Annotated in this window: 31 protein-coding genes and 3 riboswitches; of the genes, 26 read left to right on the plus strand and 5 right to left on the minus strand. The window is 39.7% G+C overall.

Translation table 11 applies throughout. The annotated features are described in order from the left end of the window. Nucleotides 1–138: 138 nt before the first annotated feature. Nucleotides 139–244: riboswitch (SAM riboswitch) on the plus strand. Nucleotides 245–387: 143 nt separating this feature from the next. Continuing rightward, a riboswitch (SAM riboswitch) is annotated at nucleotides 388–501 on the plus strand. 127 nt (nucleotides 502–628) lie between these two features. The 4 genes from EKQ44_RS01140 (at nucleotide 629) to EKQ44_RS01155 (ending at nucleotide 5346) form a co-directional block, all read left to right on the plus strand. Further along, nucleotides 629–1948, plus strand: a complete 1320-nt coding sequence (locus EKQ44_RS01140) for an O-acetylhomoserine aminocarboxypropyltransferase/cysteine synthase family protein (protein ID WP_237661687.1) — start codon at nucleotides 629–631, stop codon at nucleotides 1946–1948. A gap of 15 nt (nucleotides 1949–1963) precedes the next feature. After that, nucleotides 1964–3052 (plus strand): homoserine O-acetyltransferase MetX, encoded by a 1089-nt coding sequence (gene metX, locus EKQ44_RS01145; RefSeq protein ID WP_237661688.1) that lies wholly within the window; start codon nucleotides 1964–1966, stop codon nucleotides 3050–3052. After that, nucleotides 3040–4245: a homoserine dehydrogenase gene (locus EKQ44_RS01150; RefSeq protein ID WP_237661689.1), complete on the plus strand. Its 1206-nt coding sequence runs from the start codon at nucleotides 3040–3042 to the stop codon at nucleotides 4243–4245. The genes metX and EKQ44_RS01150 overlap by 13 nt, the downstream gene beginning before the upstream one ends. 78 nt (nucleotides 4246–4323) lie before the next feature. Then, a complete protein-coding gene (locus tag EKQ44_RS01155) occupies nucleotides 4324–5346 on the plus strand; it encodes a YkvI family membrane protein (protein WP_237661690.1) in 1023 nt (340 codons plus the stop codon). Between the two features lie 382 nt (nucleotides 5347–5728). On the opposite strand, the gene EKQ44_RS01160 is transcribed toward EKQ44_RS01155, so the two are convergent. Then, nucleotides 5729–6130 (minus strand): hypothetical protein, encoded by a 402-nt coding sequence (locus EKQ44_RS01160; RefSeq protein WP_237661691.1) that lies wholly within the window; start codon nucleotides 6128–6130, stop codon nucleotides 5729–5731. Nucleotides 6131–6200: 70 nt separating this feature from the next. Beyond that, on the minus strand, nucleotides 6201–6815 hold the full coding sequence (locus EKQ44_RS01165) for a CPBP family intramembrane glutamic endopeptidase (RefSeq protein WP_237661692.1): 615 nt from the start codon (nucleotides 6813–6815) through the stop codon (nucleotides 6201–6203). Between the two features lie 118 nt (nucleotides 6816–6933). Here EKQ44_RS01165 and EKQ44_RS01170 point away from each other — a divergent pair, with 118 nt between their 5' ends. The 3 genes from EKQ44_RS01170 (at nucleotide 6934) to EKQ44_RS01180 (ending at nucleotide 8418) form a co-directional block, all read left to right on the plus strand. Continuing rightward, on the plus strand, nucleotides 6934–7053 hold the full coding sequence (locus EKQ44_RS01170; RefSeq protein ID WP_237661693.1) for a DUF6254 family protein: 120 nt from the start codon (nucleotides 6934–6936) through the stop codon (nucleotides 7051–7053). Nucleotides 7054–7177: 124 nt separating this feature from the next. Further along, a complete protein-coding gene (locus EKQ44_RS01175; protein ID WP_237661694.1) occupies nucleotides 7178–7942 on the plus strand; it encodes a hypothetical protein in 765 nt (254 codons plus the stop codon). Nucleotides 7943–7959: 17 nt separating this feature from the next. Continuing rightward, nucleotides 7960–8418, plus strand: coding sequence for a hypothetical protein (locus EKQ44_RS01180; RefSeq protein ID WP_237661695.1), 459 nt, complete (start codon nucleotides 7960–7962; stop codon nucleotides 8416–8418). Nucleotides 8419–8479: 61 nt separating this feature from the next. On the opposite strand, the gene EKQ44_RS01185 is transcribed toward EKQ44_RS01180, so the two are convergent. Beyond that, nucleotides 8480–9814 carry a DUF2254 domain-containing protein gene (locus EKQ44_RS01185; protein WP_237661696.1) on the minus strand — a complete coding sequence of 445 codons (1335 nt, stop codon included), beginning with the start codon at nucleotides 9812–9814 and terminating at the stop codon, nucleotides 8480–8482. Nucleotides 9815–9941: 127 nt separating this feature from the next. Next, nucleotides 9942–9987: riboswitch (PreQ1 riboswitch) on the plus strand. Between the two features lie 130 nt (nucleotides 9988–10117). On the opposite strand from EKQ44_RS01185, the gene queC reads away from it, so the two are divergent. The 7 genes from queC (at nucleotide 10118) to EKQ44_RS01220 (ending at nucleotide 14787) form a co-directional block, all read left to right on the plus strand. Then, nucleotides 10118–10789: a 7-cyano-7-deazaguanine synthase QueC gene (gene queC / locus EKQ44_RS01190; RefSeq protein WP_237661697.1), complete on the plus strand. Its 672-nt coding sequence runs from the start codon at nucleotides 10118–10120 to the stop codon at nucleotides 10787–10789. Next, nucleotides 10786–11229 carry a 6-carboxytetrahydropterin synthase QueD gene (queD, locus tag EKQ44_RS01195; RefSeq protein ID WP_237661698.1) on the plus strand — a complete coding sequence of 148 codons (444 nt, stop codon included), beginning with the start codon at nucleotides 10786–10788 and terminating at the stop codon, nucleotides 11227–11229. Before queC ends, queD begins: the two co-directional genes overlap by 4 nt. Then, nucleotides 11222–11941, plus strand: coding sequence for a 7-carboxy-7-deazaguanine synthase QueE (gene queE / locus EKQ44_RS01200; protein WP_237661699.1), 720 nt, complete (start codon nucleotides 11222–11224; stop codon nucleotides 11939–11941). The genes queD and queE overlap by 8 nt, the downstream gene beginning before the upstream one ends. Nucleotides 11942–11959: 18 nt before the next feature. After that, nucleotides 11960–12457 (plus strand): preQ(1) synthase, encoded by a 498-nt coding sequence (gene queF / locus EKQ44_RS01205; protein WP_237661700.1) that lies wholly within the window; start codon nucleotides 11960–11962, stop codon nucleotides 12455–12457. A gap of 175 nt (nucleotides 12458–12632) precedes the next feature. Continuing rightward, nucleotides 12633–13646 (plus strand): DUF3231 family protein, encoded by a 1014-nt coding sequence (locus EKQ44_RS01210; protein WP_237661701.1) that lies wholly within the window; start codon nucleotides 12633–12635, stop codon nucleotides 13644–13646. A gap of 59 nt (nucleotides 13647–13705) precedes the next feature. Beyond that, nucleotides 13706–14374, plus strand: a complete 669-nt coding sequence (locus EKQ44_RS01215) for an oxidoreductase (RefSeq protein WP_237661702.1) — start codon at nucleotides 13706–13708, stop codon at nucleotides 14372–14374. 98 nt (nucleotides 14375–14472) lie between these two features. Then, entirely contained in the window at nucleotides 14473–14787 is a 315-nt protein-coding gene (locus EKQ44_RS01220) for an AbrB/MazE/SpoVT family DNA-binding domain-containing protein (protein WP_237661703.1), read from the plus strand. Between the two features lie 85 nt (nucleotides 14788–14872). Here the strand turns inward: EKQ44_RS01220 and EKQ44_RS01225 are convergent, their stop codons facing one another. After that, the gene (locus EKQ44_RS01225) at nucleotides 14873–15055 is read right to left on the minus strand and encodes a YkvS family protein (RefSeq protein ID WP_063561450.1); all 183 of its coding nucleotides are present in this window, start codon (nucleotides 15053–15055) and stop codon (nucleotides 14873–14875) included. A gap of 348 nt (nucleotides 15056–15403) precedes the next feature. Here EKQ44_RS01225 and EKQ44_RS01230 point away from each other — a divergent pair, with 348 nt between their 5' ends. Next, a complete protein-coding gene (locus EKQ44_RS01230; RefSeq protein ID WP_331254636.1) occupies nucleotides 15404–15634 on the plus strand; it encodes a hypothetical protein in 231 nt (76 codons plus the stop codon). 39 nt (nucleotides 15635–15673) lie between these two features. On the opposite strand, the gene EKQ44_RS01235 is transcribed toward EKQ44_RS01230, so the two are convergent. Continuing rightward, on the minus strand, nucleotides 15674–16150 hold the full coding sequence (locus EKQ44_RS01235; protein ID WP_237661704.1) for a sigma-70 family RNA polymerase sigma factor: 477 nt from the start codon (nucleotides 16148–16150) through the stop codon (nucleotides 15674–15676). Nucleotides 16151–16353: 203 nt separating this feature from the next. Here EKQ44_RS01235 and EKQ44_RS01240 point away from each other — a divergent pair, with 203 nt between their 5' ends. The 11 genes from EKQ44_RS01240 (at nucleotide 16354) to EKQ44_RS01290 (ending at nucleotide 25392) form a co-directional block, all read left to right on the plus strand. After that, nucleotides 16354–16680 carry a hypothetical protein gene (locus EKQ44_RS01240; RefSeq protein WP_237661705.1) on the plus strand — a complete coding sequence of 109 codons (327 nt, stop codon included), beginning with the start codon at nucleotides 16354–16356 and terminating at the stop codon, nucleotides 16678–16680. A 309-nt stretch (nucleotides 16681–16989) separates the two neighbouring features. Beyond that, complete coding sequence (locus EKQ44_RS01245) at nucleotides 16990–18510, plus strand: spore germination protein (protein WP_237661706.1); 1521 nt, start codon at nucleotides 16990–16992, stop codon at nucleotides 18508–18510. Nucleotides 18511–18534: 24 nt separating this feature from the next. After that, nucleotides 18535–19638: a GerAB/ArcD/ProY family transporter gene (locus tag EKQ44_RS01250; RefSeq protein ID WP_237661707.1), complete on the plus strand. Its 1104-nt coding sequence runs from the start codon at nucleotides 18535–18537 to the stop codon at nucleotides 19636–19638. After that, nucleotides 19625–20707, plus strand: a complete 1083-nt coding sequence (locus EKQ44_RS01255; RefSeq protein WP_237661708.1) for a Ger(x)C family spore germination protein — start codon at nucleotides 19625–19627, stop codon at nucleotides 20705–20707. The genes EKQ44_RS01250 and EKQ44_RS01255 overlap by 14 nt, the downstream gene beginning before the upstream one ends. Nucleotides 20708–20752: 45 nt before the next feature. After that, nucleotides 20753–21709: a nucleoside hydrolase gene (locus EKQ44_RS01260; protein WP_237661709.1), complete on the plus strand. Its 957-nt coding sequence runs from the start codon at nucleotides 20753–20755 to the stop codon at nucleotides 21707–21709. A 92-nt stretch (nucleotides 21710–21801) separates the two neighbouring features. Next, nucleotides 21802–22188, plus strand: coding sequence for a cbb3-type cytochrome c oxidase subunit I (locus EKQ44_RS01265; RefSeq protein ID WP_237662531.1), 387 nt, complete (start codon nucleotides 21802–21804; stop codon nucleotides 22186–22188). Between the two features lie 314 nt (nucleotides 22189–22502). After that, on the plus strand, nucleotides 22503–22838 hold the full coding sequence (locus EKQ44_RS01270) for a TIGR04104 family putative zinc finger protein (RefSeq protein ID WP_237661710.1): 336 nt from the start codon (nucleotides 22503–22505) through the stop codon (nucleotides 22836–22838). 23 nt (nucleotides 22839–22861) lie between these two features. Further along, a complete protein-coding gene (locus tag EKQ44_RS01275; RefSeq protein ID WP_237661711.1) occupies nucleotides 22862–23020 on the plus strand; it encodes a hypothetical protein in 159 nt (52 codons plus the stop codon). A gap of 515 nt (nucleotides 23021–23535) precedes the next feature. Further along, a complete protein-coding gene (locus EKQ44_RS01280; RefSeq protein WP_237661712.1) occupies nucleotides 23536–24330 on the plus strand; it encodes a hypothetical protein in 795 nt (264 codons plus the stop codon). Further along, on the plus strand, nucleotides 24327–24707 hold the full coding sequence (locus EKQ44_RS01285) for a GntR family transcriptional regulator (RefSeq protein WP_237661713.1): 381 nt from the start codon (nucleotides 24327–24329) through the stop codon (nucleotides 24705–24707). The genes EKQ44_RS01280 and EKQ44_RS01285 overlap by 4 nt, the downstream gene beginning before the upstream one ends. Then, nucleotides 24700–25392, plus strand: a complete 693-nt coding sequence (locus tag EKQ44_RS01290) for an ABC transporter ATP-binding protein (protein ID WP_237661714.1) — start codon at nucleotides 24700–24702, stop codon at nucleotides 25390–25392. Before EKQ44_RS01285 ends, EKQ44_RS01290 begins: the two co-directional genes overlap by 8 nt. The last annotated feature ends 10 nt before the right edge of the window (nucleotides 25393–25402 follow it).

The following is a 25402-nucleotide window of genomic DNA, read 5'->3' on the forward strand; positions in this document are numbered from 1 at the left end:
TGCTTTTAGGAAATTTTAGGAAAATTGGTTTAATAAAAAATAGATTGGAAATTTCAGAATATTTTATTGACTTCTGGCATTCACAGTTGCTATAATTGCAAAAAGCAAAACAAAGCTCATTAAACTTAATAGCAGTACTTCTTATTTAGAGTGGCGGAGGGACAGACCCTATGAAGCCCGGCAACCTGCAATGTATGTTGGAAAGGTGCTAATTTCTGCAGATCTTGTATCTGAAAAATAAGAAGAGGGCTTATAGCGATAACCTCTTCTTAGGAAGGGGTTTTTATTTTTACTGAAGGTTAATCAAAAACTAGTTATATTTAGGCATTTAAAAAAATAACGTAAATTAGATGCTATTTTAATTTAACGTGTTACCCAACTGAATAACTCTTATCCAGAGTGACTGAGGGATCAGGCCCTATGAAGTCCGGCAACCTTCAAGAATCAAGGTTCTTGAGTTGGTGCTAATTCCTGCAGGCGGAATAGCCTGAGAGATAAGAGGAGGCCTTTCAACCTCTTCTTAGGAAGGGGTTTTTATTTTTTCACTTAACACTGTTAAGGAGTGCTGTAAAGTTTGAAAGAATTTTGTAGCCTTATATTTAAAACTTATAAATTGGAGGAATGTAAAATGAGCAACCAACATTATGATGTGGAAACGTTATTACTTCACGGAGGGCAAACACCTGATCCAACTACAGGTTCCCGAGCCGTACCTATTTACCAAACAACTTCCTATGTATTTGACAACACGGACCATGCCCAAAATTTATTTGCACTTAATGAATTCGGCAATATTTATACCAGGATCATGAACCCGACGGTGGATGTGCTGGAGCAAAGGCTTGCTCTTTTAGAAGGCGGTGCCGCGGCAGTGGCGACTAGTTCCGGAATGTCCGCTATCGCATTTGCCATTTTAAATATTGCCCATGCCGGAGATGAGATTGTGGCTGCAGAAAACCTGTATGGAGGGACGTATAATCTCTTTGCGGTCACGCTTCCGAAATACGGAATTAAGGTGAAGTTTGTGGATGCAACAGACCCAGAGAATTTCAGGAACGCCATTACACCAAAAACAAAAGCATTGTTCGGGGAAATCATTGGAAACCCAAGTCTTCGGGTGCTGGATGTAGAGACGGTAGCCAAAATTGCCCATGATCATTCCATCCCACTTATCATTGATAACACATTTGCTTCCCCCTACCTGTGTAACCCGATTAAATGGGGAGCCGATATCGTGGTTCACTCTGCAACCAAGTGGATCGGAGGTCATGGGACGACGATCGGCGGAGTGGTAGTAGATGGTGGAAAGTTCAATTGGGATCATCCCAATTTTCCTGGATTTACAGAACCGGATGAAAGCTATAACGGAATTAAATATGCTCATACATTCGGAAATCTTGCATTTGCAGTGAAGCTCAGAGTTCAGTTATTAAGAGATTTTGGAGCTTGCCTGAGTCCTCAGAATGCATTTTTATTATTGCAAGGACTTGAAACCTTACATTTAAGAGTGGAAAAGCATAATGAAAATGCCTTGGGATTGGCGAAATACCTACAGGATCACCCGGCGGTGGAGTGGGTTTCTTATCCTGGGCTCCATGACCACCCAGCCTATCCACTTGCCAGAAAGTATCTGGGTAAAGGAAATGGTTCCATCGTTAACTTCGGAATAAAAGGGGGAAGGGAAGCAGGGAGAAAAGCCATTGATAGCATTAAACTTTGGTCGCACGTTGCAAACGTAGGGGATGCTAAATCCCTTATTATCCACCCAGCTTCCACGACACACCAACAGCTTACGGGAGACAACTTGAAAAAATCAGGGGTAACAGAGGATCTTATCCGTCTGTCAGTAGGGATTGAATCTTTGGATGATTTGAAAAAGGATCTTGATCAGGCTTTATTAATCGCTACCGGAAAGTCCAAGAATGCTGCAGTGAGTCAAAATTCATAGAAAAGAGTGGGAAACGTGAGGTGTCAAACAGAACGAATCAATATCAATAAAGTGTCGATAGGTGCACTATTATTAGAAAATGGGGAAGAACTCGGGGATGTAGAGATTGCGTACGAAAGAGTAGGTAATCCAGATGGAGAGGTTGTGGTGGTGTGCCATGCCCTTACCGGCAATCAGGAATCTGTTGGCGAAGAAAAAAAGCCAGGCTGGTGGAGCTCATTTATTGGTCCAGATCTTTATATAGATACCAATAGATTTCAAGTGATTACCATGAATGTACTTGGAGGTTGCAACGGAAGTACAGGACCAACCAGCATCAATACCGCAACAGGCAAGAAGTATGGTGCGGCATTCCCAGCCATCACCATCAGGGACATGGTACATTCTCAATACCAAGCATTAAAAAAGCTTGGAATCAGAAGTGTGAAGGCTATTATCGGCGGCTCACTCGGAGGCATGCAAGTATTGGAATGGGGGATGCTTTATCCAAAGTATTCGAAGATCTTGATCCCAATGGCTGTCACTCCTTATTTTACGGATTACGCTCTTGCCTTCAACTCTATTGGAAGGCATGCAATAATCTCAGATCCAGTATGGGAGAATGGGAATTATTCAGATAATACAGCTTTAAGAGGATTGGAAACTGCCAGAATGGTTGGGTTGGTTACCTATCGATCGCAATCATTATTCAACGATCGTTTTAATAGGGAACGTAAGGAAAGTAAAGGCATTGAGTATCAGGTTGATTCCTATTTAAAATATCAAGGTGAAAAATTCTCCCGCCGATTTGATGCCAATAGCTATCTTGTTCTCCTGCAGGCAATGGATCAATTTGATATTGGTCATGATAGAGGCGGATGGGAACATGCTTTAGGAAAAGTGGAGGCAAACGTGTGCCTGTTCAGCTTTACAGGTGACCTTCTTTACCCACCTAAACTTGCGAAAAGTACAATAGATCATTTGAGAAAAATCAAAAAGCAAGCAGCCTATATAGAAGTGGATACAAAATTTGGGCACGATGGCTTTCTTGTGGAGTTTGATAAATGGGGCCGGCATGTTAAAAGCTTACTAGAGAAAAAGGAAGTGAAACGATGTCTTGCATAAATGTAGCGTTACTTGGATTTGGAACGGTAGGAAAGGGGGTATATCAATCCATCGCCTCCCATCAAACAAGGCTGGAACAAGTATTAGGGAAAAAGGTAAAGGTTATAGCAATATTGGTGAAAAATTTAGAAAAACACCTGCAATCTAAAAAGGAAGGCGTATTGCTGACAGATAGATTCGAATCAATCTTAGCCTTACCTAATTTACACATAGTGGTGGATGCCATTGTAGGCTGCGAACCTGGAAACACTTATTTGGAGAAAGCAATAAAAAAGGGATGCCATGTGGTGACGGCCAATAAGGAAATGTTTGCACATCACGGAAAGGAACTACTTACCCTAGCAAGAAAGAATGATGTTAGCATTGGGTTTGAAGCAACTGTCGGTGGAGGGATACCTGTCATTCAAACCATCAGGCAGCTACTGCAGGTGAATCGGTTCCAAAAGGTCGAAGCCATTTTAAATGGTACATCTAATTTCATCTTGTCAAGTATGAGGAAGGATGGACATTCGTTTAAGGAGACTTTAAAGAAGGCGCAGGAAAATGGTTATGCAGAATCAGATCCAACAAATGATATTGAAGGGCATGATGCTTTCTACAAAGGCTTGGTTCTCAGCCAGTTGATTTATGGCAAGGCACCTGATGAACAAACAAGTACCAGGAAAGGGATTACAAGTATTACCGCCAATCATATTCACCGTGCCGGTGAGCTTGGACTACGCTTTAGGCATATTGTCACTCTATTCAAGAAGCATGGACAGATTCATTGTCAAGCAGAACCTGCTCTAGTTTCAAATGAGCATCCTTTTTATCAAGTGGAGGGAGTTCAGAACGGTGTCTCCATTGATACCGACCTTGTCGGAAATATCCAGTTGAATGGACCTGGCGCTGGTATGTTCCCTACAGCAAGTGCCATCCTGGAGGACATCATCCAAATAAATCGTCCGGTATTAGCTGTACCCTCCCACGAAGAGATCCGGGAAAAAACACAGGCTCCTATTAAATGGGTATTGTTTGGCGATAATGTTGATATAACACTTCCTTATGACAGCAAGATATTGGCGCATTTAGACACTAAAACAGTTGTTGTGGAAACGGAAAACATAGATGAAATCCTTACTGCAAATCCGTTAATCACATATTTCCCATTAAAAGGGGAATATTCAAATTCTCCGGTAAAAGTGACCATCTAGAAAAACGCTCTTCTTTCTAACCGGCTTGTCTCATATACATGTGACAAGCTGGTTTTTTTAGAAGAGGGTGGGAAAATCATGAAGCGCAGCTGGTTGAGTGCTTGTCAAATAGGGGCAGTCTATGTTGGAACCATTGTGGGGGCAGGGTTTGCTACTGGGAAAGAAATTGTCCAGTTTTTTACCCAATATGGCTGGATCGGCTTTTTTACGATACTGATAAGTGGCTTTCTTTTCATCTGGTTAGGTACAAAGATGATGTTGATATCAAAACGAATCAAAGCCAATTCCTATAAAGAATTTAATGAATATTTATTTGGTGTCTCCGCCGGGACTGTTGTGAACATTTTTATGTTAATCATCCTAATATGTGTAGGGGCAGTCATGCTTTCTGGGGCAGGTGCAGTGTTTGAGGAACAGCTTGGATGGTCGTTTCAACTTGGTCTCCTGATCACGTTAGTCTTGTCAGTGTGTGTGGTCCTGTTTGGCGTAAAAGGATTGGTGGGGGTCAATGTCATTGTTGTTCCTGTCATGATTATTTTCAGCTTTATCATTGCTGGAAACGCCATTTCAGAAAATGGGTTATCTTTTTTGAGCCTAAGTCCTGTTAGTACAAGTATTAAGGGGTGGATTGCACCGTTCATATATGTAGCTTTCAACCTTTCAATGGCTCAACCTGTGCTTGTCCCTTTGGCGACAGAGGCAAAGAATGATTGGGTGATCAAGAGGGGAGGATTCATTGGCGGAGCAGGCTTATGCTTTATATTATTGACTTGCCATATATCCATTTCTTCTCTTCCTGATTTTCAGACCTTTGAAATTCCGATGGCAGAAGTGGTGAAAATGAGTATGCTTTCCTTTTTCGGAATATATGTGTTTGTGATTTACGGAGAGATTTTCACGTCTGTAGTAAGTGATATTTTTGGTCTGCAAAGACAATTGGAAAGTATGCTGAAGATATCGAGGTATGTGATCACGATCGTTTTAGTCAGCATCATCTACATGATCAGTCAAATCGGTTACGGCAGCTTGATCGAGCATTTATACCCCTTCTTCGGCTATATGAGTATGGCGTTTCTCTTTCTACTAATTATTCGAAAATAAGATAACAAATTAAAAAGATGCATGGAATTTTTGCTATTTCCCTTGAATTAACTTTCTTTTGCTTTCAAAAATGAGTATGTATAGAGTAAATGGTATCCTTAGCTGTAGCTTGGTACAAAAGGCATAGACTCCAGCGGGGGAGTAGCGGCAATCTTGAGACCCCTGAAGCGTTGTGAGGAGGCTCAAGGTCGCCCTGCGGAAAGCGAAGCCTTCTGTGGAAAGCAACAGCGGTGGTTAGCCAATGTATCAAAGTATAAAATAAGGTGCTTTTTCAGTCTCGGCGTGAGCCGAGAAAGCTTCCGGGCCGCCCGCAAGAAAGCGAAGCGCCCGGAACGGAGATCAACTGTTAAATGAACAACGTAACATAAAAAGGTGAAAACAGTTATCGTACAAAGGTTGCAACTACTGCCACTATTGGAATAGCCGTCATCAGGACATTACCCATAAGAAAGAATGTCATCAATTTCTCTTTAAGATCTGGTGCCTGACTTTCCAATGCGTTTTTTTTCATCAAATTCATGATGAAATTAATAAGTACACTTGCACCTACAATAACTAACGGAATGATTACGCTAACAGATGAATCCATTAAGTTTATAAAACCAAGAACGATAAGTATGATTGGCAATGCTTCTATTATAGCAACATAAATAAAAAACCTACTTTGTATCTGAGGCAAGGTCCCTGGTTCAAGAACAAGCTTTTCCATGCTTGATCTTAGTGCGATGGAAATGCCAAAGCTTGCTATCACTGCAGCTAACACAAAAAAATATAAAGCATCCACAAAATCACCTCCTAAATTATGTTTCATAAACTTCTATTTTATCTCATAATCCCATAAACGACAGCAATAATTAGAAATTTAATGGAAAAATTACCAAAAGCCATAAATCAAACACAAGATGCGAAAGGATGATAAGGGCAAGTGATTTCTTCCATTCGTATAAACCTCCCCAAATGATTCCGGCAGTCAAGGCAGCTGCAACAAGCATTGGATTGCCTGTCCATATATGGGCTAGCGCATACAAGAATGCTGCGGCAAGTACACCTTGAACCCTACCTAATACTTTTATCATCCTCTTCTGAATAAATCCTCTCCAAAATATCTCTTCACCAGGAATAATGATTATTATGAGGGCAACATAATGCCACCAACTAGAAGGTCCGACAATTTTGTACAATTCCACCACATAAGGAAGAAGGGGCAAAGGTAGCACTTTCAATAAGAGATATGTCAACAAAAACAAACCATATAAAATGGAACCGGTCATAAAGCCATAAATAATATCCTGAGATGTGAAGGGCCCCCTTTTATGGGTCTCAATCAAGCCAGAACTTATACTGATGAGCGTAAGGATGAGTAAGGATAAGGGAAACAGAATCCAGAAATGATTTATAAGCTGAAAACTTATTCCTAATAAAAGGTTGGCTACCATCCAAATTCCAACTGTGAAGCGTATTGATTTCATTTATTTTCCCCGTTTCCCCCATGAAGTTTGTCTGTCCTTATTTTAACAGTAAAGACCAACCAGATAAAAGAACATACTAGTAAAGAAAAAATAATGATGAAATTAAGGAGCTGTAATTATGACACAGTCTAAAAGCCAGCAGGAAAGACAGCGCAAAGTAAGAAAGCAGTCTCAGAATGAACACGGTAAAGTAAAAAGCCTCGAACAACTTGCAGATGAAGCCGGAAAGAATAAGTGATTGATTAGAGGAGGGGCCATCCAGTCAATGAAGGATCGGCTCCTTCTCTGTATTTGAAAGTGTATATAGAAAGCTATTAGAAAGCATACTATGGGAAGATATTACAGAAAAAGGGGCATGCATTATGGGAAATCAACATGAAAAGAAAAGATATGTTGCCATCATTAGCCCCTATACAACAAGTCTTCTACATTACAGAAAACCATTTGTCGTTGCTTGGTGGGGAGCGGCTTTTCCTGGATTCGGTCACTTCATGCTGTCGAAATACTTGACGGCATTCATTCTCATCTCTTGGGAGGTGGTCATCAATTCCTTATCACATTTGAATGAAGCAATCTACCTTTCCATGATTGGCAGGTATGAGGAAGCCATTGTCGTTTTAGATCAGCACTGGATCATTCTGTATGTCTGTATGTACGTCTTTTCCATTTGGGATAGCTATCGGCTGACCATTGAAATGAACAAACATTATTCTTTGGCCTATCACGAAGACTTTCCGATGCTTGTCAAGAATACATCCTCCATCGAAGTCAATGTGCTGGACAAAAAAAACCCCCTGCTTGCGGTTATTTGGTCCTTTTTGACACCAGGGTTAGGGAATCTTTACGTAACAAGGGTTCTGTCTGTTATTTTTGTACTGACATGGTGGCTGATTATAACCTATCAAGCAAATGTCTTTCCGGCCATTCATATGACATTAGTCGGGGATTTCCAGGGCGCAACAGAAATATTAGTGCCTCAATGGTTCCTGTTCGTACCGTCCATCTATTGTTTTGCTGCCTATGACTCGTATGTTAGTGCAGTTGAATTAAATAAATTTATTGACAAATATCTTGCAAGGGAATTGAAGAAAAAGTATCAGGATAGTCAGTTTAAAATGCCGATATAGAAAAGAGCTGGAAGGTAATGTACATTTTCGCGACATTCAAATACAACATGGAAATGGAACTTACTTTACGTGAACTAGAGGAGTTGGGTCTCACGAAAGAGCAGATTCTTGTGATACCACTCGACAAGATAAAGTTTCAAACGAAAGTGATGGATTCCATGCATCGCTCTGATGGAAGAAGTTTGATTGATTTAGCGGCTATTTTCGGTATCATCTTCATGCTCTTGGGAGTAATATATGGATATATTTTTTACCTAGGACCCATTCTGTGGGGACTGTTCGGCTTAGTATTTGGTTCTATCCTTGGATTTCTGGTTGATTATTATTTTACTAAAAAAAGTGAGCAATCCATGCGTAAACGGGGCTCTGATGCAGATCTTGTCATCATGATCCAATGTCCAAAGGGAAAACAGGAAAAGGTAGAGGATGTGTTGTGGAACAATATGGTGCTGGGTGTTGGGGTGCTTGAAAGATAGGTTCTATATTCTTTACATAAAATTTAGTAGTGCCACTCTACCGATGGAGTGGCACTTGTCTTTACTGGATAAACAACTTTTGATATTCCTTCCCGTGACCAAGTGAATAACAAAGCTCCTTCAAATTACTATTCAATTTCTCCTTTTCCAATTCATAATAGGTTTCTTCTTTAATGGATTCCAACGTATGTTTTGTATACTTCCAAATGACTTCTTTACGAAAGGTTGGAGAATGATCAGAAATTATTTTCAAAACATGAATGATGGATGCAATGACGTCAATGTCCACTTTCCCGTATCGCAGTATCGGAGAAAAAGCGATGTCAAGGTAATCAAAGAAGTCTGGTGTTTTGATGATCACACGGAGATTTCTATTTTTATCATTGAAATAGGGTTGAGGTCCTTGCATCGATGTAAGCTTTGATAACAGGGTCCCGAGTTGTTCAATACAATGCACAGCCGTACTTGGATCGTTTATTCCCGAGGAGAGAGCCCTTACCCCGATTTCAGTCACTTTTCTTATTCCGAATTCCACATCCTCCAACGGGGCCCGGGCGATGGAGACCGTGATCAATGATCGGAATGAATCTTTATCTATTTTATGACCTGATCCCCATACAGAAAGGATTGGTGTATGTTCATTGATATAATCCCCTTGCTGCCTCTCCACCCTGACAATACAGTCCGATTCATAGGCTTCTTTCACTAATGCTTCTACATCAACATACTGGACATATCCGGGTTCCTTACTCATGATGATCACAGGCTCTTTCGTGGTGATTTCTTGGCTTTCCCAATCATCCCATGGTGCATCATGTATGGAGGCGTCACTTTCTTCAAATAATTCTTCCATACAATCCATTGTTTCAACCGTAATGTTATGGAGTAGATTGCTGACCTGGATCCAGGTGGTGACATGTTGGATGAAAAAGACGAATACAATTAAGCAAAGGATGGCAATTGCAACTGCAAAGGAAGGGACAAGAAAAAGCTGCTCTTCTGTCGTCTCTTTTAAAAAAAGAAGCAGTATGATGCAATAGATAAATCCTGCAGTAAAAATACCAAGCACTCTTTGAGTGGAGTGGTCGGTAATGAAATTCTGCAATGCCCTTGGTGAAAATTCCGATAGATAAGTGGTCAATACAACAAGAATGGTAGAGAAGGTAATAGTAGTCATGGTTAACAGAGAAGATGCAATCGAACTGAGAATGGTTTGTGAAAGACTGATGTCGGAAAGAAAAATGGAAGGAATTTGACTCTCTGCACCTTGGATGGAAAGAATAAAATTATCAAGAAATAATGTACCTATGGCAAATAGAAATGCCAGTCCTCCATAAAAAGATGGCAGATACCAAAAGCTTGTTCGCATGCGCAAAAGGGATGCTGATCTTGCCATGTATAACACTTCCTTTGTATATTGGGAATTGTATTGGTTTGCCTCACAAGTAATAGTAGAATCTTTTAAGTAAATATGTTATAGTAACAAAGTTAAATTGAATAAAGTCTTACGTCCACTCGGGGCGTCAGGAGAGGTTCTAGCAAATACCCTCTATAAAAAACTAAGGACAGATACCAAACTATATTCCTTAGGATATAGTTTTTTTATTTTTTCTGATGTTATGCGCTAGCCTCCATTATTTTTGGTTAGCGTTTTTTGTATGAATGATAGATCCGATATAGGTAAAGGAGTGATGACACGATGAAACAACAGGAAAAAGCAATGGTCGTGTTCAGTGGTGGTCAAGACAGTACCACATGCCTTATATGGGCAATGAAGGAATTTGATGAAGTGGAGGCTGTCACCTTCCATTACGGGCAGAGACATGAATTAGAAATTGAATGTGCTAAAAATATTGCAAAAGTACTTGGTGTAAAACACCGTATCCTCGATATGTCCTTGCTAGGGCAATTGACTCCAAATGCATTAACAAGAGAGGATATTGAGATTGAAGAAAAAGAGGGGGAATTGCCAAGTACGTTTGTAGACGGCCGAAACCTTCTATTCCTATCTTTTGCAGCAGTTGCTGCCAAACAGATAGGAGCCAGACATATTGTGACGGGTGTATGTGAAACAGACTTCAGTGGCTATCCGGACTGTCGGGATGTATTCATCAAGTCGATGAATGTGACATTGAACCTTTCCATGGACTACCCATTTGTCATCCATACCCCATTGATGTGGTTGAACAAAGAGGAAACATGGAAATTGGCCGATGAACTGGATTCCTTGAACTTTGTTAGAACGAAAACATTAACCTGTTATAACGGGGTAATTGCTGATGGATGTGGCGAGTGCCCTGCATGTAAACTCAGAAAACGTGGTTTAGATGATTACCTTGCCACAAAAAATAAAGGAGTTGTATCCTCATGATGCAACAGATTTACCCACAGGTTCAACATGATTATTGTTATGAACTGAATAAAGATATGCATATAGCAGCGGCACATTTTGTCCCGACAGATGCTGCTGGAAAATGCAAGCAAATTCACGGTCATACCTATTACATCAATGTGACGGTTGCGGGGGATGAGCTAGATGAAGCAGGTTTCCTTGTCAATTTTCAAGCACTAAAAAAACTATTACATGATAAATTCGACCATACCATCCTGAATGATCATAAAGACGTCTTCAATGATCAAGACCCGAATTTCTTCCCAACAACGGAAGTGGTTGCGAGAACGATGTGGGAAACAATCGAAAACCATCTGAAGACACTCCCTTCCCAACCGACTTGCCTTCAGGTTTTTGTTAGGGAGACACCAACAAGCTATTGCTTGTACCGTCCAAAGAAGGGAAAAAAAAATGAGTAATACCATACCAGTGCTAGAAATATTCGGACCCACCATTCAAGGGGAAGGAATGGTCATAGGTCAGAAAACGATGTTCGTACGGACAGCAGGTTGTGATTATCGTTGCTCCTGGTGTGATTCTGCCTTTACTTGGGATGGAAGTGCAAAAGACGATATTGTAATGATGTCTCCAGAAGAAATCTATAATCAGTTGCGTGAAACTGGTGGAACGGCCTTTAATCATGTAACCATATCAGGCGGTAATCCAGCCCTTCTGAAGAACATTGGTGAACTTGTTCACATCCTCCATGCTAACGAAATCAAAGTGGCACTTGAAACTCAAGGAAGCAAATGGCAGGACTGGCTTCAGTCTATCGACGACCTGACCATTTCCCCGAAGCCTCCGAGCTCAGGCATGATTACCGATTTCAGCATCTTAGACAACGTTCTGGAAAAAGTCCATGTCCAAAAGGTGTCCTTGAAAGTGGTAGTGTTTGATGAAATAGATTTGGCTTATGCAAAAAAGGTCCACCAAAAATATCCAGAAGTGGCTTTTTACGTGCAAGTGGGGAATGAAGACACAACTACAGAAGAAGATGAAAAGCTGGTCAGCGTTTTATTAAATAAATATGAGTGGTTGATCGACCAGGTGATGAAAGATAACGAAATGAATAACGTCCGCGTATTGCCACAGCTACACACATTGGTTTGGGGCAATAAACGTGGAGTCTAGATAAAGGAGAGAATGACCATGTCAGGAAGAAAAGATTCAGAACTTGAAGGTGTAACCCTATTAGGGAACCAAGGTACAAATTATTTATTCAACTACTCACCAGATGTATTGGAGACATTTGAAAACAAGCATCCAAACAGAGATTATTTCGTCAAATTCAACTGCCCTGAATTTACAAGTCTTTGTCCGAAAACAAACCAACCAGATTTCGCGACCATTTATATCAGTTATATTCCAGGTAAATTGATGGTGGAGAGCAAATCATTGAAGTTATACTTGTTCAGCTTCCGTAATCACGGCGACTTCCATGAGGATTGCATGAACATCATCATGAACGATCTCATTAAATTGATGGATCCAAAATATATCGAGGTCTGGGGCAAATTCACTCCACGTGGAGGCATCTCGATAGACCCTTACACCAACTATGGGAAACCAGGAACGAAGTATGAAGAGATGGCCGACTACCGACTGATGAATCATGATATGTATCCGGAAAAAATAGACAACAGATAATAAAAAAATATAAATGACAAGACTGTAGACAAACTCGGGAGCAAACGAGTCTGCCTTCAGTCTTTTTTATTGTTTGGCGATTGAACCGTTCAATGCCCTTAGGGTACATACAGGAGTACTAAAAAAAGCTTCTTTAAGAAATAATATCAAAAACAACATAGGAGGAGAGCGTTAAATGACTAACCATGATACAGAATTCACTTGTGCTGAAACCAGTACATTGTGGACTTTATATTTGAACAACTCTATGTCAGCATGTGTGCTTAGGTATTTTTTGGAATGTGTAGAAGACAAAGAAATAAGAGAAATGGTCGCAATGGCGTATGATGTGGCTTCCACTAATGAAAACGAATTGAAGTCCGTTTTTTGGAAAGAACAATACCCATTGCCGATTGGATTTTCGGAAAACGATGTTAACCTTCAGGCACCACGACTATTTTCTGACTCATTTATGTTATCCTACATTCTTCAAATGTCGAAAATAGGGATGGTTACATATGGTGCAAGCCTTGGAGCTGTTTCAAAAAAGGATATAAGAAAGCTTTATTCCACTTTTTTGCAGCGAACCGTTGAACTATTCGATGACTCAACAGAACTATTGTTGAAAAGAGGATTATATACCAAAAAACCATATACCATCATTCCTGAAAAGGCTCAATTTGTAGATGACCAGAAATACTTCAGTGGAATAAACCCATTTGTAAATAAAAGAACATTAAACACCATTGAAGTGACACATCTTAGCCTGAATATAGAGACGAATCAGATCGGCATGATGCTATGTACCGCTTTTTCCCAAACGGGAATACACAAAGAAGTCAGGGAGTTTATGATGAAAGGAAAACAGTTGGCGCACAGTCATATCAAGACTTTTATAGATTTCTTGATGAAGGATGACATCCAAGCCCCGATGTCAAGTGACTATTCCATCACAGATTCAAAGATTCCGCCTTTTTCCGATAAACTGATGATGTTCCACAATAGCATGATGGTAGCAGCCGGAATTGGGAATTATGCTACAGCAGCTTCCGCAAGCCAAAGGACAGACATTGCAATAAAATATGAAAAGCTTTCTTCTGAATCCGCTTTGCTCGCAAAAAATGGTGCCGATATCATGGTGAACCATCGATGGATGGAGAAACCACCGGCAACTGCGGATCGAAATGAACTGTCAAAAAAGCGGGAATAGTTGTAGAAAACGCATGGATTTGGTATAAAGGTAGTAACAAAGGCAGAGGAGAACCTACGATGAACCTTAAAAAAAGTGCTTTAATAATTGGAGCAACTGGCCTGGTGGGAGCACAATTGAAGAAAGAGATTTTGCAAAATTCAGATTACGATAAGCTCACCATCATAGTCAGAAATCAAAAAGAAGAGGAACACCAAAAATTGACCGAGGTGAAAGCCGATTTTGCCAGTCTTTGCGACTATAAGCAGTATTTTCACGTGGATGATCTCTATATCTGCCTAGGGACAACAAGGAGAAAAGCAGGCTCCAAAGAGAATTTCCGTAAAGTTGATCATGATTATGTAGTAGAGGCCGCCAAACTTGCCAAGGAGTGTGGAGTCAAGAGGATAGCGATTGTTTCAGCTATTGGGGCTGATCCTAATTCCAGATTCTTTTACAACCAGGTAAAAGGCGAGATGGAAAATGCGGTCGCTAATATTGGAATTCCGTCGACCTACTTTTTCAGGCCATCCTTACTCCTAGGAAACAGAAAGGAATTCCGATTAGGGGAGAAAATTGGGGAAGTATTAGGGAGTGCAATGAAGCCTTTTCTAAGAGGGAAGCTGGAGAGGTACAGATCTGTACAAGGCAAGGAAGTTGCCAAGGCTATGATTAAGTTTTTGAAAAATGGCAGAAACGGTGTTCATGTGGTAGAGTCGGACCTTATTGCAAAAATAGGGAAACTCTAAACAGATCCTTCCGTTACATGCACTAAAACTTTCAGAGGAGTTTTCGTTTTCATTTCAACAAAGCAGGGAATAAGTATAAAAAAACAGGAGTGTCCTCTATGAGCCAAACGAAAGAGTTTCGAAGAATTCGTAAATCTGGCCATTTAACCATTCCCAAGTCAATTCGTGAACAACTGCAAATTTCCGATGGCGATGTATTAATGATCATGGAACAACCTTTAGGTTTAGTCATGAAACCAATTAATGAAGAGCATATTTATAATGAATCCATTGTTTCCAACAACGGGAAGGTTAATATTCCCATTGAAATCAGGCGCAACTTGAACATAAGTGAGGAAACGCATTTTTCCGTCAAGCTGGATAAGGAAAGGGCAGCTGTCATACTGGAAATTTTAGAAGAGGAAATCGGCTAGAAACAGAAAAAGGCCTCCCTAGGATATATCACTGGGGAGTCCTTTTTATATGGTTGAGATATCAAAAACCAGTTCCAAATATCTCTTACAAACCTTTTACAATCTTATAATTCTTATGGTTTACTACAGTACGTTGTTCTAGTTCCAGGTCACGATAATTGTTCATATAGGTCAAGTCGACGATAACAGAGTTCTCATTTACTTTTTCTACTACCCCTTGAAGACCTTCGCGAAATTCTATGATATTTCCCACTTCCGCTTTTTTCAACTAAATCTCCCCCTAAATAAATGGTTTCACCGACAACAGATAAAAGGGCTGTCTGGTTTTTTTATTTTTGTGAAATAGTGGATAAAAAAGTGTTACATACAGTTTGCATTATTTTCTTCATCACGTAAATAGTTTCTATGTATTTTATCTAAATTTTCTTTTAATTCCGTTACACTTTGTAAGATGTCACCGAATTGCTGAGGGGAGCATATAGATAAGTAGGGCTATTAAATGCCCCATTCATTTTATTCCTTATCCCCCATGGAATCCCTTCTGTTTATCAGAAGGGTTTTTTATTGCAGTTTCCACGGATGCGTTCTATGTTCAGTTTGGACGATTGATGGTAAAATGAATGATGGCAATATTGATAATGGAGTGATGATGGTGAATGAGGCGTTAGCTACAGAGATATTGGACAAGCTCAAAAATCGTGAATTACATGAATATAAGATTCAAAAAGAGGAGTTTATGATATTCAGGAAAGTACTGGTTGCTAGGGAGGATTTCAAACATTACCGAGGAATTGCTAAGCATAAAGGTGAAGTGGTTTATCAATATATGCAGGAGGCAAGAAGTTAAACAAGTAGCGGGGGCGCGATGAACCCTCGCTACATGTGATCATGATGTGTGATACTCCTTTCTTAACTTTTTCAATGCTTCTCCTCGCCATGATTTGACGGCACTTATGGAAACCTCCTCTTGCATGGCAATTTCCTCTAATTTTTTTCCGTTCCCTATAAATTCAATAAGCCATATTTTCTGCTTTTCCGTAAGTAGCCGTGTATATTTCTCCAATTGCTCCAATTCGCAGTAGGAAATTTCGCTTGGCTGCTCTGGAAAATGTTCGACAAAAGCATGGGTTTCAACCCATTTCATTTCTTTTTTTAGATGGTTAAGCAATTTTCCCCTAATGGATGAATAAGCATAAGAAGTAAATGAACCTTTCCTATGATCCGTAGTCTGTAAGGTTTCCCAAAGAATGATAGTGGCTTCATGAAAATAACGATCTTTATCTTTATAGATATTCAATGAGTTAATGATATGGTGTATCATGGGAGTATACTTGTTTAGTACCTCTTCAAAAGTTGATTCCATTTATTTTTCCTTGCGAAAAGCTAGCTCTTCTTTATTCCCGGTAAGATAAATATAGTCAATGCTTCATAAGTTGACATGTATGAATACGGGGCATAAACTGTGACATAGAAGGGTCGTATGGAGGATAAAACTATCTATTATAAAGAGTATGGAGGTTACCTGTAGGGAAATATCGACGATAATGATAAAAAGGGGTAATTGCCATGGAGCATAAAAAAGAAGATAAATTAGCGAACCAATCCATGTATCTATGGAAAGATGACGCTGATCGCACGGTTCAAGGGTTTTTATTGTATCCTGAGAATATACCGGATATACAATATATAAAGAAATTATTGCGCCACATGTATATGGCAAAAGAAGTATTTAAAATGTCCATCTGGTTCGAAGGTGATGTGATCCAGATTACCGGAAGAATTCAATCCTTCCGCTATAAGGCGAATAAGCTTACCATAAAAGATACGGATAAGAATGTTTATCATATTCGTATCTTTGATGTGGTGGAGATAATAAGACGACCACAAAAGTAAGAGTCCTAATCGGGCTCTTTTTTTTGTTTATGAAGACTCTTTTCTGATATTGTTGCAGTTTACAAATAAAAAGTCGACCATTGGACATTACATTGCTTACATCCCCGTGTAGTAATGTGGTACCACAGGGAAAAGAGCGCGACGGTAATGAATATAAATGTTGAATCAAAATCGAAAGAAAGCAAAGTTTGCGAAAATAGCCTTTAGTCATATTCACGTCTAGGAACATTTGGTATATAAACCAACTTTATAGGAAAAATAAGTGAAGGATTTTTATAGAATCACATGAACAGAGGGGAGGGAAGCATAGTGAAAAACATTTTCAAAAAGCTGTTTACATCAGGTTCCAAATCGACCCCCAACAAAGTAGAAGATATGACGGTTACGGACCTGCTCCTTCAAATGGAGAAGTCTGTGGATTTTCTTCGATTCTCCAATTATACAAATGATGGCAGCAAGAAGGTTTGGATCAATTATTACTATACGTTAGTGGATACGGACTTTTTACATCGTGACATCCTTCAGTGCATATCCACACGGCCATGGTCCAACCTCCAGGATTTAAAGAACATCCTGCCAATAGAAGTGATAACAATTAGTTCGGATCCCCAAGAAATAAGAGAGAAGCTTTTAACAGGCTTCATTTTTATACAAATCGGGGAGGGTGACAAGAAAGGACTCTTGGTCCGTTCCGAATTTGTCCAGACCCGTTCTGTTTCCTTGCCGGAAGTGGAATTTAGTGTAATTGGGCCAAAAGAATCATTTGTTGAGAATATTGATTCCAACATTAACCTCGTCCGTCGTAGATTAAGCACGCCAATGCTTACCATTGAACAAAAAACTCTTGGTGCAATTTCACGGACAAGGGTAGCCGTGATGTACATGGACGGCATAGTCAATGTAGAAAATGTACAAACGGTACGGGATAGACTCGATGATGTTCAATTTGATCATGTAAATGACAGTTCATATGTCACCCAACTCATATCAGATAATGGGAACACTGTCTTCCCTCTTTTGCTGGATACCGAAAGGCCAGATCGTATCGTGTCAGCACTGACAGAGGGAAAGGTCGTCATGTTGGTGGATGGATCCCCCCATGGCCTCATTGGGCCAACCACTCTAGTCGAATTCTTCTCTTCTTTTGAAGACTATTATCTAAGCTATTGGCTGGCTTCTTTCTTTCGCCTCATTCGACTTTTTGGGGTAGCATTCTCTATATTGGTAACACCCGTTTATGTGGCGGTACTAAGCTATCATTATGAATTGATTCCCAAAGACTTGCTAAGTACTTTGATAGCTTCCAGACGTGAGGTTCCATTACCGCCTATATTGGAAGCAATCTTTCTGGAATTGACGATTGAACTGCTGAGGGAAGCAGGAGCAAGGCTCCCGACCAAGGTAGGTCAGACAATCGGTATCGTGGGAGGGATCGTTATCGGGACGGCTTCGGTTGAGGCTGGTTTGACCAGTAACGTCCTTTTGATTATTGTGGCCCTGGCTGCACTTGCATCCTTTACGACTCCCGTCTACAAAATGGGTAATACCATCCGTTTACTGAGATTTCCCTTTCTATTGTTTGCAGAATTATGGGGGCTGTTGGGAATTGTCTTCTGTTTCTGTATATTAGCTGCCCATCTTTTGAGATTGACGTCCCTTGGAAGGCCATATCTAGAACCAATTTACCCTCCAAGAGTGAAAGACATGAAGGATGCTCTATTAAGGCTTCCGTTTACCATGCAAGGAGAAAGACCTGGACAACTAAGAACAAAGAATCCCAATAGAAGAACAAAGGTTAGACCTAAACGGAAAAAAGACATAGATGAATGATGATCCCAGAAAGGAGGCAAGACATTGCAAAAGATTCCAAAGCAATTTCAAGTATCCCCGTTTTTAGTGTTTTATTTGATACATAGCACACAGTTTGGAGTAGGTGCCCTTGGATTTCAAAGGGTCATTGCAATGTCTGCCGGCTATGACGCTTGGATGGGAATTATATTATTCGGTTTTTTCACTCATATCGTGCTCTATATGATCTACAAGATTTGTGAGAAAAGTGATGGTGATCTAGCAAGTGCGCACCAAATGGCATTTGGGAAATGGTTCGGCAAGCTTTTCACTGCTTTCTTTATCATTTATTTTATCTTTACCACTGTTACCGTACTCCGCACATATATTGAAGTTATACAAGTATGGCTTTTTCCAGATCTCAGTACATGGTTTTTCTCGTCGTTATTTTTACTACTCGTCATTTATATCATTACAGGTGGATTCAGGGTGATTACTGGAATAGCATTTTTAGGAGTGGTGCTCCCCTCCTATCTGTTTTTTACGATGATCATTCCATTGGAATATTCTAATTTTAGAAATTTGCTTCCAGTGTTCGATCATTCTCTTAAAGATATTTTCCTTTCAGGGAAGGATATGACGTTAAGTATGCTGGGATTTGAAACATTGCTCATTTTTTATCCGTTTTTAAAAAAACCGGAACAATCAAAGAAATGGGCCCATCTTGGAGTTTTTATAACCTCATTTATTTACTTGATCTTTGCACTGGTCACTTTCTCATATTTCAGTGAAGGGAAGCTGGAAAAAAATATTTGGGCCACCTTATCCATTTGGAAAATCATCGAGCTTCCTTTTGTTGAAAGGGTAGAGTATATAGGTATTGCCAACTGGTGTTTGATCATTTTGCCGAATGTTTGCATATTTCTATGGTGTGCAAGCCGGTTGGTTAAAAGGATGACAAAAATTCGCCACAGAACCGCATTGACAATCATCACTGCTTTAGTATTCATATTAATGTTGCAGTTTGAAGACCGGAAATTAATAAATGATTTAAATTCATATATGGGAATTGTCGGCTTTTATATGGGCTACGTTTACATCCCATTCCTTTTTTTGATTATCTCGTTTGCGCATTGGAGAAGGAGGAAGAAAGAAAATGCCACATCATAAAATTTTTCTTTGTATCGTATTTTCCCTATTGCTTACTGGATGCTTGGAAAAAGAGATTGTGGATGATATCAATATAGAGACAGTAGAGGGGTTTGACCTAATTAAAGAAAGCGAAGAAGAAATAATGGGTACATTTGTGGTTCCCATTTACCAAGCAGACAAGACCATTGTAAATCAAACATTCTCAGCAGTCTCCAATCTGAATAAGGATATACTTCGAAGTGCACAAAAGGAATCCTCTGCGCCTATAGTTAATGGAAGTTTAGAATTGGTGATGTTTAACAAGCCTTTGGCTGAGAAAGGAATAATTAAGTTGGTGGATGGACTGCAACGTGATGCCAGTATTGGAACGGGCCTTTACTTGGCCATCGTAGAAGGAGAGGTCAAAGAAATATTAACACAAGATCTAGGAACTCGCGGTACTGGAGATCATCTATTTAACCTCATTAAACATAATATTGAAAGAAGAGATGTCCCAAAAACAAATCTGCATATATTTTTATCTGATTTTTATCAGAAAGGAAAGGATCCGAGTCTTCCAATACTAAAAAAAACAGAAGACAAAGCCGAGATAATCGGTGTAGTGGTTTTAAAGGGAGACAAATACGAAATGATGATACCAAACGAAAGGTTGTTCTATTTTAAGACCTTAGTGGATAAGTACTCTGATGGGAGTATGTTTGTAGAAGAACCGGAGACAGGTGAGTATGTAACCGTTAGAACCATTGAGACGGATAAGAATATTGAAGTAAGCTGGAACAAAGATGTACCTTCTATAAAAGTAAAAATTCGGGTGGATGGAGTTTTAAGAGAGTTTTCTGGACTTAAAGCTTCTCCTAAGAAAGTGGAAGGATTTCAGAAATTATTTGAGGAGAAAATCCTTAGTGAATCACAATCCATGATTAAAGAATTCCAAGAAAGAGGAGTGGACCCTGTAGGTTTTGGTTTTGAAGTGAAATCCAGGAAACGAGGTTTTGACATTAAAAAGTGGGAAGAACAAATATATCCGACTGCGAAAATTGATGTAGAGGCGGAAGTAAGGATTATCAGCACGGGAATATCCGAATAGAGTTTAGGAATATAATGAACTAATGCCCTATGAAGGAGGAATTCCATGCCTCAAAAGGTCTTATTATATTGTGACCCTGGTATAGATGATTCATTGGCCATCATTTATGCACTGTTGAATCCAGAAATTGAATTAGTCGCGATTGTGACAAGTTACGGGAATGTCGATCAAGAACAAGCAACCCAAAATGTTGCTTATTTGCTTGAACTTGCTGATAGAAAAGATGTGATATTAATTGGAGGAGCGAAAACCCCGCTTTCAGGTGAGTTCACCCCCTACTATCCGGAAATTCATGGTGAGCAGGGGTTAGGTCCTATTAAACCCCCACCGACCATCAAAGGGGAACTTCTAAACTTTGATGCGATATTCAAGGTGATTGAAGAGTATGGGGAAGAATTGATTATTGTGGATGTGGGTCGAGCCACTTCCCTTGCCATTTCGTTTAATCTTGCGGGTGAGGAGACAATGAACACGGTAAAAGGCTTCTATTTAATGGGTGGTGCCTTTCTCACACCAGGTAATGTGACGGCAGGAGCGGAAGCAAATTTTTATGGAGATCCCATTGCAGCCAGTATCGTCTTGGAAAAGGCGAAACAGGGAGTATTATATCCGTTGAATGTTACAAATGAGGCAATCATCACACCAGAGATGATAGATCAGATCATGCAAGGAGAGAATAATCCCTTTCAAGCCCTCGTCAAAGCGATTTTTGATTACTATTTTGAAGCGTACCAAGAGCTTGTTCCAGGCATAGAAGGAAGCCCCTTGCATGATGTGATGACGCTTTTTGCCGTGACCACACCTCAAGCGTTTAAATATGTGGAAAAAGTAGTGACCGTTGGTTTGGACGAAGGGAATCTCCGTGGCGTCAGCATTGCCGATTTTCGTCCGAAGCCAGATGAAGAGGGAAATAAGCTAACCATTGCCTTGGAAGTGGATTATACATCTTTTTCTGATGATTTTGTAAAGGTAATGTCGAATTCTTTATCAAACCAAACATGACTTTGGTAGTGTACTAATAATGTAGGATCCAGTTCTAAATACTCATGATGGTACGTACTATGAAAGTGTATTCATATGAGGAACTGGAGGGGATGGATGTGGGTGTAAGACTGATTAAAATATCTGCGCTTTATTTTTTGATTGGTGTAGGAATAGGGTATTATATGTCAACGGCTCATGCCTATAATCTGACACCAGTGCATGTTCATATCAACCTACTTGGTTGGACGGCATTGACACTTGCAGGAATCATTTATATTTTATTTCCGGAAGCGGGAAGGACCAAGCTTGCCAAATGGCATTTTTGGCTGCATAATATCGGATTACCATTGATGATGGCAGGATTGGCACTGGTGGTGTATGGTAATGATTCGTTATTGCTTTTCACCATAGTGGGAGCTAATCTAACCACACTGGGTGTCGTGTTATTTGTAATCAATGTTTGGAAGAATGTAAAAGAGACCCCACAAAGTGAATAACCATGCTGGGACAATGGTATAAGCAATCCTACCCTTTTGAATGAGGTGCAAGGTGATAGACATCGCGGGGAGGCAGCGGTAGGTAGGGATACCTAGGCGTTGTGCGGAGGCTCAAGAGGCCCACTTTCAATAAGCGAATAACCGAAACGGAAGGGAATAGGAAGATTAAATGAATCAAATTCAGGCGCTCAAAGAGAGCGGCCTGGATTTTTTTCTATTCCTTTAAGCTTCTATTTGATAGAATTAAATTATAGGAAAATTTAAAAAAAGATTACAGATCAATCTTTACAAGCAAGAAAAAAGGGGAATAGCACATGTCATTTCAGCAATGTCCAAACTGCAAAGAGGAAGTAAGATATAAAACAAGGTTGAACTCTGTATTTTTCGGCTATCGTCCCATCAAGTGTGAGGGGTGCAATACGATATATGAAGTGGATGAAAAATTCCGATTCATTTTGTCCCTATACACAGTGCTGATACCAATACTTATCGCTTATATGCTAAGCGCCATGTTGGGTATCCTCCATACAAGATGGAGCCAAGTACTCATTGTTTTGATTTTCGGATCTATTGGAGTGTTCTATGCCGCGACAAAGGTCCGCTATAAAAAGTCAAAACAGCAACCAGTAGAAGAAGTAAAGAAAAAATGAGTTTATAAAAGGGAGGGATTTACATGACATCTTTCTTTTCGGCAGTAGGATTTATCATCCTTATTTATATTCCAATTTTTTACCGTCTTCATGCAACCAACAGGAAACTGGAAGATCGTATCATAGAGTTGGAAGCAAAATGGGAAACAAGAAATGTGGTCCCCCTTCATAAAAAAAAATAGACTTTAGGCGATATAAAAAAACGAGAAGACCAGCAATGGATCTTCTCGTTTTTTTGTTTCGGCTTGCTATTAGACTTGATTCAATACCCAGATTAAAAATGCACCAACTATTACTAGTGAAATAGCATGAAGAACAAAAGAACTGATAAAGTCCTTTAAAACAATGAAAAAATGAAATTGACTTTTTTTGTTATTACGAACAATTCTTCTCGCTCTCGTATCCATCACTTCACTCCTACACACATGAAGAAATTTGTAAGTATATTATACAAAATATTCTAACAAGTTTTAAGTAATTAAGTAGAAATTTGTAAAAAAAACTAAATTTATGTACACAAGTGTCATTTTTCCTTATTAATAATTAGGTTTATTTGTTTTATCGGTATAATAATGGGAATGTTTAGCTCTCTCCATAACAAATTGAAGGTGTAAAATAATTGAAACTGAACATTGACGCTTCTAGTTGTCTTAGTGTACTATCTAACTAGAACACTAAGATGCGAAGGGGAGTTTGAATGGAGACTAATGTTTTTAAAGGATTGATGAGAAAAGAATGGCTCTTATTAAGAAACAGTTTTATTTTTCTTCTATGCACTATGTTTTTTGTCTGGTTTGCAGGATTGGGTTGGTCTGTATTCACTGGTAATGCAACCATACTCTTAATTATCTCCATTATGTTCATTATAGCCCATGTTCTTTATGTAACTTGGATTGTAGGGGCAGGCCTGCACATGGAGGAGAAGTCACAACTTTGGCTGCATAATCCTCATTCTACTTCGAAATTGTTAGGCAGCAAGCTTGTGACAGCGATATATCTTCAATCTGTGAGTATCCTGTTTGCACTTCTATTGCTTACGCTAACAGTGAATGTTGCGGCAGCAGATATGATTGGAAAGTTTGAAATGGAGTCTCTGACCATCAACTCGGTTGTGTCAGTGTTGGTACAAGTGATGGTCAGCGGATTGGAGCTCGGAATGTACTACATGTTTTTTTGGATCATTTACCATGTAATGGGCCAATTCCATTACATATTGAAATTCAGAGTGGTGCTGTTTATTTTATTCATTGTACTACTCTTTATGCTTGTAGGTTATGTAGAAAGTCATCTATGGACGGTATTGGAGAGAGTAGTATCTCCGCAGTTAGAAATGGCTAAATTCATGAACTTTTATATAGAAGAAGGTGGGGTGGGGGTCAGGTCGAGCGCAGAAAATATTACAATAGCAGGGATAATCGTTACTTTGTTAAAAGTAATAGGACTGTTTTCTCTATCAAGCTGGCTCTTGAATAAGGTGGTGGAAGTAAGATGACGGCAAAATATGAATCAGATAAACCGATTTATTTGCAAATAATGGACCGGATCAGCAAGGAAATCGTGCGTGGGGTCTTGAAGCCGGGAAATAAATTACCCTCTGTACGTGAAATGGCAATCCAAGCAGGTGTAAATCCTAACACCATTCAAAGAACTTACAGTGAAATGGAGAGAATGGAAATCGTGGAAACGAGGAGAGGGCAAGGGACATTTGTTACAGAAGATGAGGGGATGCTTATGAAGTTGAAAAGAGACCTGGAGATAAAAATGGTAGAAGGGTTTGTACAAAGCATGAAAGAGATTGGGGCATCGGAAAAAGAAATAGTGGAAAGTGTGGAGAGATTTTTGGCAGGGGGGATAAAAGAGCATGATTAAATTTGAGCAGGTCAGTAAAAAATACGGCAAGGATATTGCGGTGAAGGATGCAAATTTGACGATGGCCAAGGGAAAAATCATTGGACTTCTTGGACCAAATGGAAGCGGTAAATCAACAACCCTTAAAATGATAGCCGGCTTGGTCAGACCTAATAAAGGCACAGTGACCTTGGACGGGGAAGTGGCAACAAGGAAGGTTGCGGATAAAGTCGCTTATTTAACGGAGCTTGATTTATTTTATGATTCGTTATCGGTGGAAGACATGGTGAAGTTCTATGACTCCCAATTTAAAGATTTCAGCTTTTATAAGGCGGAAGAGCTTTTGGAGTTCATGAAACTCGACAAGAAAAAAAAGATCAAAGCACTATCTAAAGGTAACCGTGGAAGGCTGAAGCTGGTTTTGGCATTAGCCAGGGAAGCTGAATATATCCTTTTGGATGAACCTTTTTCGGGGCTGGATCCAATGGTAAGAGATTCCATTGTAAAGGGACTGCTGACGTTTCTTGATTTCGGAAAACAAACGTTGATCATTGCCACTCATGAAATTGATGAGATTGAATCTCTACTGGATGAAGTGATTCTATTGAAAAATGGAAACTTTATCGCGCATCAGGACGTAGAACATCTTAGGGAGTCGGAAGGTTTGTCCGTCAAAGACTGGATGATTGCGAATTTACAAGAATAGGAGGGAAGAA

Origin of the sequence: Sutcliffiella horikoshii, assembly GCF_021991925.1 — a bacterium.
GTDB lineage: Bacteria > Bacillota > Bacilli > Bacillales > Bacillaceae_I > Sutcliffiella_A > Sutcliffiella_A horikoshii_F.